The organism is Streptomyces sp. W16 (assembly GCF_033194735.1).
In the GTDB taxonomy this organism is placed as follows: Bacteria; Actinomycetota; Actinomycetes; order Streptomycetales; family Streptomycetaceae; genus Streptomyces.
Genome location: NZ_JAWOAI010000439.1, coordinates 1 through 8,650, shown reverse-complemented (window position 1 = coordinate 8,650; position 8,650 = coordinate 1). Strand labels below are relative to the sequence as shown.

The following is an 8,650-nucleotide window of genomic DNA, read 5'->3' as shown; positions in this document are numbered from 1 at the left end:
CGGCGAGCACGGCGGCCATGGTCAAGGGGGCGGGCGCGGAGCGCTGGCTGACGCGACTCGGCCTGCCCGCGCGTCTGGTGGCGCAGGACGGCACAGTCGTCACGACCCCGGGTTGGCCCACATCCCAGGTGGCCGCGGCATGAGCTCCGAAACCCTCTGGTACGCCAACCGCGCCACCGGCGCCGTCTGCCTCGTCCTCTTCACGGTCGTGGTCCTGCTCGGCATCGCGGTCCGCCTGCGCACCCGGCTCCCCGGCCTGCCCCGCTTCGGCACGGTCACCCTGCACCGCAGCCTCTCCCTCTCCGCGACCGCCTTCCTGGCCCTGCACATAGCGGTGGCGGTGATCGACGGCTACGTGAACATCAGCGTCCTCGACGCGGTCGTCCCCTTCGTCTCCGACTACCAGCCGCTCTGGCTCGGCCTCGGCACGGTCGCCCTGGACCTGCTGCTCGCGGTCCTGGTCACCAGCCTCCTCAGGGAACGCATCGGCCACCGCACCTGGCGGGCCGTCCACTGGCTGGCATACGCCTCCTGGCCGGTCGCCCTGATCCACGGCATCGGCATCGGCACGGACACCGGCACCGACTGGATGACCTGGCTGACCGTCTCCTGCGTGGCCGCGGTGGTCGCCGCCTTCGGCATCCGCCTGGCCCACTCCGCCCGCGCCGCCCGCCGCACCCCCGCAGCCCTGCTCCGCACCGCCGAAGGAGCCCGCTCATGACCACCACGACCTTCACCGACGTCTACATGTCCCCCCGCCTCCTCGCCCCCGGCGGCACCGCGGCCGACCTCGCCACCCACGAACAGCGCTACGGCCCACTGTCGTACGGCGATCCCGACGGCCTGCTGAGAACCGTCGCCGAATCCGGCCTCACCGGACGCGGAGGCGCCGCGTTCCCGACGTACCGCAAGCTGGTCGCGGTGGCCGACGCGAGCCGCCGCACGGGCCGCGCACCGGTGGTCGTGGCGAACGGAGCGGAGGGCGAACCGGCCAGCCGCAAGGACAAGACCCTCCTGCGCCTGTCACCCCATCTCGTCCTGGACGGGCTGCAGTTGGCGGCCCGTGCGGTAGGCGCGGGGGAGGCCCACCTGGCGGTCGAGGACGGCGCCTCCTACCTGGAATCGGCCCTGGCCCAACGCAACGACCCACTGAACGTGAAGGTCATCCGCCTGCCCAAACGCTTCTTGTCCGGCCAGGCCTCGGCGCTCGCCCAGTACGTCTCCGGCAACGCCCCGCTGCCCCGCCACCAGCGCCCGCCGGTCCGTGAACGCGGGGTGCGCAAGGCCCCCACACTCGTCCAGAACGTGGAGACCCTGGCCCACCTCGCCCTGGTCGCCCGCTACGGCGCCGACTGGTTCCGCAGCGCGGGCACCCCCACCCAGCCCGGCAGCACGCTCTGCACCCTGCACGTGCCGGGCCGCGAAGTCCGGGTCGTGGAAGCCCCGTTCGGCCTGCCGCTCAACAGACTGCTACCCCTCCAGGGAACATCCGCGGTACTGGTCGGCGGCTATCACGGCACGTGGATCCCGTCCGCCGAAGCAGCCCAACGCACCCTGAACGCGGCCGACTTGGGAGCAGGCGTCCTGGCCGCTCTCCCCACCGACCGCTGCGGAGTGGCCGAAACCGCCCGAGTCCTGCGCTACTTGGCCCTCCAGTCGGCCGGCCAGTGCGGCCCCTGCCTCAACGGCCTCCCGCGCATAGCCTCCGCCTTCCAGACCCTGGCCACCCCCGGCCCCCAGTCCAACACCCGCCAGGACGTGGCTCGTTGGTCCGGCCTGGTGGAGGGCAGAGGTGCCTGCCACCACCCCGACGGCACGGTCCGCCTGGTCCGCAGCGCGTTGACCACCTTCGCCGCCGAACTGGACGCCCACGCAAGGGGTTTGTGCACAGCAACCGACCCCACCCCCTTGCTCCCGATCCCGAATGAGGCCCACTGACCATGGAACAGCAACAGCTCGACATCGACTGGACGGCCTGCCAGGGACATGGCCTGTGCGCGGAGCTGCTACCGGACCACATCACTTTGGACGAGTGGGGATACCCCTTGGTGGACGGGGCACCGGTCCCGCCCCGCACGATAAAACGCGCGCGCCGAGCGGCCTCCGACTGTCCAGTCCTGGCCTTGAAGCTAACGACAGGGGCAACTCCCTAAGGGGCGCGGGGAACTGCGCGACCAGCCACGACGAACCCGCAGCCCGAAAACGACACGTACCCCCGAGCTCAACCGCCCCAAAAATCCATCGCCACCCGCCCCTCGATCCGCCCCCGCTCATCCAACAAACACCCACCCAACTTCACCGGCCGCAAAGTCACCGCCCGATCAACAATCTCCAACCGGGACAACTTCGCCACCATCTCGCTCTCCAACCCCACCGCATCCCCCGGAGACCGCAACCACACCCCGATCAGCAAATTCGCCGCCCCGCTAACTGCTGCGCACATCCGCACCTCAGGAAACCGCCCCAACGTTCGCGCCGCCCGCTCCAGTTGATCCGGCGGCACCCGCAACCACAACAACATCGTCACCGGCGCAGGCGACAGAGACCGAGCGATCTCACACCGCAACCGAATCACCCCACCCGCGAGCGCCGCCCCCAAATGCCGCCGAACGGTACTCGCGCCAACCCCCAGCCGCGAAGCCAACTCCGCATGCGAGGCACGGGCGTTCTCCCCAAGGGCGAGCAACAGATCCCGGTCCAGCTCCCCGAACCGCGGTGCCATCCCCGCCGCAGACGAGGGCTCCGCCGACATCAGCAACCCCCGCTGCTCACGCGAGATGGCCCGCACCTGCCACCGACTCCCCTCCGCATACATCCGCGGCGCCACCAACGTCCGGGTCCCCGTCACCCCCGGCAGCCCGGAGATCCGGTCGACGACATACCGAGACACCCCCTCCAGACTCGCCGCCACCAGATGCAGCACCAGATCACAGGGCCCCGCCACATAGTCGACGGCAGTCAGTTGCGCATCGCCGGCCACCGTACGAGCCACCCGCATCGCCTCGCCCGGCGCACAGTCCACCTGTACGAACGCGAAGGCCAGCCGTTCCCCAACCGCCGCGCCCGGATACGCCGTCAGCCACGCCTCACGCCGCTCGACCAGCCGCTCCCAGTGCCGGGCCACCGTCACCGGACCGACCCCCAGCGCTCTGCCGATCAGCGACCAGGGGGCGCGCGGACGGAGCTGCAGCGCGTTGACCAGCGCGAGGTCGGACTCGGACAGCATGGCGGATCCCTCGGATTGACGGCCTTCGTACGGCGGATCTCTCCAAAATTCGCAGCGGTGATGCACCGCCCTCTCATCATTGCCGACCAGAAGCGCGATCCGTACGGCGCCCGACGCACGAGCGCCCGCCGGGCTGGGCAGCGTCCTGGAGTTGCGGGAGTGACCTATGAGGGGATCGGGATGACTCTGAGAGACGACGCGCGTGAGCTCCAGGGCGAACTGGCCGTCCTGCGCCGGGCGTTGCACCAGGAACCGGAGATAGGCCTGCACCTGCCGCGTACGCAGGAGAAGGTGCTGGCAGCCCTGGACGGACTGCCGCTGGAGATCAGCACGGGCACGTCGCTGTCCTCCGTGACGGCAGTCCTGCGCGGCGGTGGCGGCGAGCCAGGACGCGGCCCCGTCGTACTGCTGCGCGGGGACATGGACGGTTTGCCCGTCACCGAGCGCACCGGCGCGGACTTCACCTCCCGGATCGACGGCGCCATGCACGCCTGCGGCCACGACCTGCACACCGCCGGACTCGTCGGCGCCGCCCGGCTGCTCGCCGACCGGCGCGAACACCTCGCCGGGGACGTGGTGTTCATGTTCCAGCCCGGGGAGGAGGGCTGGGACGGCGCCGGCCACATGGTCGAGGAGGGTGTCCTCGCGGCGGCGGGCCGCCCGGTGGACGCCGCCTACGGACTGCACGTCAGCTCGTCGTCGTACCCCACCGGCGTCTTCACCTCCCGCCCCGGCACGCTGATGGCGGCCTCGGCGGGTCTGCACGTACGGGTCGTGGGAGCCGGCGGGCACGGCTCCCGCCCACACGCCGCGCTGGACCCGATAGCCGTGGCCTGCGAGATGATCACCGCGCTGCAGACGATGGTGACCAGGCGCTTCGACGTCTTCGACCCGGTCGTGGTCACCGTCGGCACCTTCCACGCCGGCACCCGGCGCAACATCATCCCGGACGACGCCGTCTTCGAGGCGACCGTACGCACCTTCACCCCGGCCGCCGCCGAACGCGCCGCCGAGATCGCCGTACGCCTCTGCGAGGGCATCGCGGTGGCCCACGGCCTCACGGCCGAGGTCGACTTCGTCCCCGAGTACCCGGTCACGGTCAACCACGTGGCCGAGCACGACTTCCTCGCCGACACCGTCCGCGAGGCCTTCGGGGAGGAGCGCTTCGAGCCGCTGGCCGACCCGATCACCGGCTCGGAGGACTTCTCCCGGGTCCTGGACCGGGTGCCGGGCGCTTTCGTCTTCCTGGGCGCCAACGCCACCGGTGACCCGGAGACCGCGCCCGGCAACCACTCCCCGCTCGCCGCCTTCGACGACAGCGTTGTCTCCGACGGCTCCGCCCTGCTCGCCGAACTCGCCGTCCGCCGACTGGACGGTCTCTCCAAGGAGGCCGCGTAGTGCGCCCCTACCACCTGATCCCCGCGGTGCCCGCCCTGGCACTGGCCCTCATGCCGTTCCTGCCGTTCGTCAACACCGACGGGCTGTGGTTCGGACTGCCCCGGATGCTCGTGTGGGGCGCCGCGTGGTGCGTGCTGTGCACGCCCGCGCTGCTGCTGACGGAGCGTCTGATGTCCCGTGAGACAGGCGAGTTGGCCACTGGAACTGCTGCAGCCGAAGGGACCGACAAGTGACGACCATCCTGATCATGACGTTCACCGGCATCGTGCTGATCGGCGTCCTCGGCTTCGTCGGCCGCCGCAAGCCCGCCGCCGACCTGTCCGAATGGGCCGTCGGCGGACGCAACTTCGGCGCGGTGAGCATGTGGTTCCTGCAGGCCGGCGAGGTGTTCACCACCTTCACCTTCCTCGGCATGGCGGGCCTGGCGTTCAGCGGCGGAGTAGCAGCCCTCTATGCCCTCCCGTACGTCCCCATCGGCTACATGGTGCTGTTCTTCCTCGCCAAGCGCCTGTGGTCGCTCGGAAAGGAGCGCGGCTACCTCACCCAGGGCGACTTCCTGGAGGACCGCTACGACAGCAAACTGCTCGGCACGGTCGCGGCCGTCCTCGGCGTCGTCTTCGTGCTGCCGTACCTCCAACTCCAGATCACCGGACTGGGGTTGATAGTCCAGCTGGTCACCGGCAACTCGTCCTCCGGCACCCTGAGCATGATCATCGGCAGCGCGCTGGTTGTGGCCTTCGTCCTGTGGGCGGGCCTGCACGGTGTCGCGATGACGTCGTACTTCAAGGACGTCGTCATGCTGGTCGTCCTGGCCGTGCTCCTCGTCGCGATCCCCGCCCACTTCTCGGGCGGTGTCGGCGCGATGTTCCACCGCATCGACAAGCTGCACCCCGAGATGCTGACGATCCACGCCGGCCGCGCCGACCAGGTCTGGTTCACCACGAGCATGCTGGTCAGCGCGATCGGCGTCGGCCTGATGTGCCTTCCGCACGCCTGGCCCGCGGTGATGTCGGCCCGCGACCCGAAGGTCCTGCGCCGCAACTACACCTGGATGCCGCTGTACGAACTCTGCCTCCTGATGCCCATCATCGTCGGCTTCGCCGCCGTCCTCGTGATCAGGCCGGGCAGCCCGGCGAACGGCATCCTTCTGACCCTGAGCAAGCAGGTCCTGCCCGCGTGGGCGACGGGCCTGGTGGTGATCGCGGCCATCGCGACGGCGATGGTACCGGCCGCGGGCATCCTGATCGGCATCTCGTCCCTGGTGGCCCGCAACATCGCCCGAGTGCGGGGCGAGCGCACCCAGTTCTGGATCAACCACGGCACGGTGGTGGCGGCTTGCGGCCTTTCCCTCCTCCTGGCGATCTTCCGCCCGGAACTGCTGGCCAACCTGCTGCTGCTCACCTACAGCGGCACCGTCCAGCTCGCCCCCGCCATCGCCATGGGCTTCCTGGCCCGCCGCCCGGTGGGCAAGGTCCCGGTCCTGGCCGGGCTGTTCGTGGGTGAACTGGTCGTCATCTGGCTGACGTTCTGGGACAAGGGCCTGGCGGGCAACGTCAACGTGGGCCTGGTCGGCCTCGGCGCCAACCTCGTCGTCCTCACCCTCGCGGCACCCGCCGAACGCCTCCTGGCCCGCAACACAACTCCCGAACCGGACAAGCAAGTTGCGGTGACCGCATGACCAACTCCGCACTCCGTACGGTCTTCACGGGCGGCCTCGTCTTCGACGGCACCGGCGCAGACCCGGCCCCCGCAGATGTGGTCGTGTCCGCCGGCCGCATAGTCGCCGTCGGAACGGGCCTGGACGGCGACACCCAAGTCGACTGCACGGGACGCACGTTGCTGCCGGGCCTGTTCGACTGCCACGTCCACCTCACGCTCAACGGCATAGGCCTGCTCGGGGCGTTGCAGAAGCCGTTCTCGTACCAGTTTTACGAGGCGGCGGTGAACCTGCGCCGCACCCTCGAAACAGGCATCACCACCGTCCGCGACGCGGCAGGCGCAGACCTGGGCGTCAAACAAGCAGTCGACGACGGCCTGTTGACGGGCCCCCGCGTCCAGATCTCCATCGGTCTGATCAGCCAGACCGGCGGCCACGGCGACAACTGGATGCCCTCGGGCCAGTGCGCCGGTCTCGCCGTACCGCACCCGGGCCGCCCGCCCGCGATCGCCGACGGCCCCGACGAGATGCGCCGCACCGCCCGCACCCTGCTGCGGGCCGGCGCCGAGGTCCTCAAGGTGTGCACCACCGGCGGCGTCCTCTCCCCGCGCGACGACCCCAGGCACAGCCAGTTCACCCCGGCGGAACTCGACATCCTGGTCGCCGAGGCGACCGCCCAGGGCCGCTACGTCATGGCCCACGCCCAGGGCGCAGAGGGCATCAAGAACGCAGTCCGCGCCGGGGTCCGCTCCATCGAACACGGCATCCACCTGGACGACGAGGCGATCGACCTCATGCTGCGACGCGGCACCTGGCTCGTCCCCACACTGATCGCTCCGGTGGCGGTGATCCGCGCGGCCGAATCCGGGGTCCAGATCCCCGACGCCATGGTCCGCAAGGCCCAGGAGGTCACAGAGGCCCACGCCAACTCGGTACGCCGAGCAGTAGAGGCAGGCGTCCGCATAGCCATGGGCACAGACAGCGGCATAGGCCCACACGGCACCAACCTCGACGAACTCCCGCTGATGGAGGCGTGCGGCATGACCCCGGCCCAGGTCCTGACGGCGACCACATCATCGGCCGCGCGCCTCTTGGGCTACGACGACCTGGGCACCGTAGAACCGGGCCGCAGAGCAGACCTGGTCCTGGTGGAGGGCGATCCCTACGACCTACAGGCGCTGCCCGGCAACATAACGGAGGTATGGAAGGACGGAGTCCGGGCGGCCCTGTGAAACAACGGGGCCGAGTGTTTTTAGGGGCGCGGGGAACTGCGCGCCCAGCCCCCACGCACCCGCAGACAAAAACGAGACCTAAAGCCACCCAGCAAATTCCAGCAACAACTCAGCATCCCGAGGCCGCCCCACCCGAAGCGCCCGAACTCCCGACTCCACGGCCCGGAACAACGTCCACCCCCGCAACCGCTCCTGATCCACATCCAAAGACTCAGCAAGTCGCTTAATCCGCCGCCGAGTTGTAGAAGCCCCCGAGGGCGTAGCAATCAGATCCTCAACCCGATCCCGAACCAACCGAGCCAGATCAAACGCACACTCACCCACGACCGGATCCGGCCCCACGGCAAGCCACGGCACCCGATCCCCGGCCAGCACCTTGCTCTGCCGAAACGTCCCGTGCAGCAACCGCACCTCGGGCGGCGCGGCCAACAACTCGTCCCGGGCATCCAACGCGGCCGAGACCAGCGAAGCGACCTCCGCCCCACTGCCCCGCATAGCCGCGGCCTGCCGCCCCGTCCGCTCCGTCACCGTCTCGAACGCGTGATCGCCGGGCGGCTCCACCCACAGCCGCCGCAACGTCCCCGCCGCCTCCAGCAACGCCTTCGCCTCCGGCAACGACCGCACCGACACATCCGGATGCAACCGCTCCAGCACCAGCACACCTTCACCGGCCACCGCCTCGACCAGCTGTACGGACCCCCGGCCGCCCCAGTGGGCGAGCGCGGCCCGTTCGCTCTCCGGCCGGGCTCGGCGCGGGGCCAGCTTCAGCACCGCCGGCGTCCCGTCCGGCCGCCGTACCAGCACGACCAGGCTGCTGCGCCCACCGGGCACCTGCACCCGTTCGACGGTCAACCCGCGTAGATCAACGGCCTGTTGGGCCACCTCGGGCAGCTTCTCCAACCAGTCGTCACCGCTCGGTGCCGTCTCACCGAGCGCCCTCACCAGACGCTGCGGCGGTTCGAAAGCCATGCGCGAGTTGTTCCCTTCCTACGGTCCTGCCGTCATGCGTCCCCGTGCGGATCACGCCGTGGGTGTCGCCGAGGCCGTGGGGGTCGCGGCCCGCTCGGCGAGACCAGGGAAGGGTACGCTCCCGCCGCGCCAGCGCACCGCCCGGACCGCCGCTTCCCGCAGCGCCTC

9 protein-coding genes and 1 pseudogene are annotated in these 8,650 nt (G+C 70.3%); 7 read left to right on the top strand and 3 right to left on the bottom strand.

Features of this window, described 5'->3' with window-relative positions; translation table 11 throughout:
• Nucleotides 1-139 precede the first annotated feature (139 nt).
• From R6V09_RS39390 to R6V09_RS39380, 3 genes are read left to right on the top strand one after another with little or no spacing between them, the layout of a single operon-like run.
• Entirely contained in the window at nucleotides 140-721 is a 582-nt protein-coding gene (locus tag R6V09_RS39390; RefSeq protein WP_317886284.1) for a ferric reductase-like transmembrane domain-containing protein, read from the top strand.
• Nucleotides 718-1,938: an NADH-ubiquinone oxidoreductase-F iron-sulfur binding region domain-containing protein gene (locus R6V09_RS39385; RefSeq protein ID WP_317886283.1), complete on the top strand. Its 1,221-nt coding sequence runs from the start codon at nucleotides 718-720 to the stop codon at nucleotides 1,936-1,938. Before R6V09_RS39390 ends, R6V09_RS39385 begins: the two co-directional genes overlap by 4 nt.
• A gap of 2 nt (nucleotides 1,939-1,940) precedes the next feature.
• On the top strand, nucleotides 1,941-2,153 hold the full coding sequence (locus R6V09_RS39380; RefSeq protein WP_317886282.1) for a ferredoxin: 213 nt from the start codon (nucleotides 1,941-1,943) through the stop codon (nucleotides 2,151-2,153).
• Between the two features lie 68 nt (nucleotides 2,154-2,221).
• Here the strand turns inward: R6V09_RS39380 and R6V09_RS39375 are convergent, their stop codons facing one another.
• A complete protein-coding gene (locus tag R6V09_RS39375; RefSeq protein ID WP_317886281.1) occupies nucleotides 2,222-3,226 on the bottom strand; it encodes an Lrp/AsnC family transcriptional regulator in 1,005 nt (334 codons plus the stop codon).
• Nucleotides 3,227-3,406: 180 nt separating this feature from the next.
• Here R6V09_RS39375 and R6V09_RS39370 point away from each other — a divergent pair, with 180 nt between their 5' ends.
• The 4 genes from R6V09_RS39370 to R6V09_RS39355 are packed head-to-tail and all read left to right on the top strand — an operon-like array spanning nucleotide 3,407 to nucleotide 7,513.
• Complete coding sequence (locus R6V09_RS39370; RefSeq protein ID WP_317886280.1) at nucleotides 3,407-4,624, top strand: M20 metallopeptidase family protein; 1,218 nt, start codon at nucleotides 3,407-3,409, stop codon at nucleotides 4,622-4,624.
• Nucleotides 4,624-4,857, top strand: coding sequence for a hypothetical protein (locus R6V09_RS39365; protein WP_317886279.1), 234 nt, complete (start codon nucleotides 4,624-4,626; stop codon nucleotides 4,855-4,857). Before R6V09_RS39370 ends, R6V09_RS39365 begins: the two co-directional genes overlap by 1 nt.
• On the top strand, nucleotides 4,854-6,302 hold the full coding sequence (locus R6V09_RS39360; RefSeq protein WP_317886278.1) for a sodium:solute symporter family protein: 1,449 nt from the start codon (nucleotides 4,854-4,856) through the stop codon (nucleotides 6,300-6,302). Before R6V09_RS39365 ends, R6V09_RS39360 begins: the two co-directional genes overlap by 4 nt.
• Entirely contained in the window at nucleotides 6,299-7,513 is a 1,215-nt protein-coding gene (locus R6V09_RS39355; RefSeq protein ID WP_317886277.1) for a metal-dependent hydrolase family protein, read from the top strand. The genes R6V09_RS39360 and R6V09_RS39355 overlap by 4 nt, the downstream gene beginning before the upstream one ends.
• Before the next feature lie 78 nt (nucleotides 7,514-7,591).
• On the opposite strand, the gene R6V09_RS39350 is transcribed toward R6V09_RS39355, so the two are convergent.
• Together R6V09_RS39350 and R6V09_RS39345 are read right to left on the bottom strand one after the other, a co-directional pair.
• Nucleotides 7,592-8,482 (bottom strand): aminoglycoside phosphotransferase family protein, encoded by an 891-nt coding sequence (locus tag R6V09_RS39350; RefSeq protein ID WP_317886276.1) that lies wholly within the window; start codon nucleotides 8,480-8,482, stop codon nucleotides 7,592-7,594.
• A 51-nt stretch (nucleotides 8,483-8,533) separates the two neighbouring features.
• A pseudogene (locus R6V09_RS39345) lies at nucleotides 8,534-8,650 on the bottom strand (DUF4439 domain-containing protein); the annotation flags it as partial.

What these genes read in the sequence shown, in the direction of transcription:
- R6V09_RS39375 (WP_317886281.1), bottom strand. Translation starts at nt 3,226, where the DNA reads ATGCTGTCCGAGTCCGACCTCGCGCTGGTCAACGCGCTGCAGCTCCGT.
- R6V09_RS39350 (WP_317886276.1), bottom strand. Translation starts at nt 8,482, where the DNA reads ATGGCTTTCGAACCGCCGCAGCGTCTGGTGAGGGCGCTCGGTGAGACG.
- R6V09_RS39385 (WP_317886283.1), top strand. Translation starts at nt 718, where the DNA reads ATGACCACCACGACCTTCACCGACGTCTACATGTCCCCCCGCCTCCTC.
- R6V09_RS39370 (WP_317886280.1), top strand. Translation starts at nt 3,407, where the DNA reads ATGACTCTGAGAGACGACGCGCGTGAGCTCCAGGGCGAACTGGCCGTC.
- R6V09_RS39390 (WP_317886284.1), top strand. Translation starts at nt 140, where the DNA reads ATGAGCTCCGAAACCCTCTGGTACGCCAACCGCGCCACCGGCGCCGTC.
- R6V09_RS39355 (WP_317886277.1), top strand. Translation starts at nt 6,299, where the DNA reads ATGACCAACTCCGCACTCCGTACGGTCTTCACGGGCGGCCTCGTCTTC.
- R6V09_RS39380 (WP_317886282.1), top strand. Translation starts at nt 1,941, where the DNA reads ATGGAACAGCAACAGCTCGACATCGACTGGACGGCCTGCCAGGGACAT.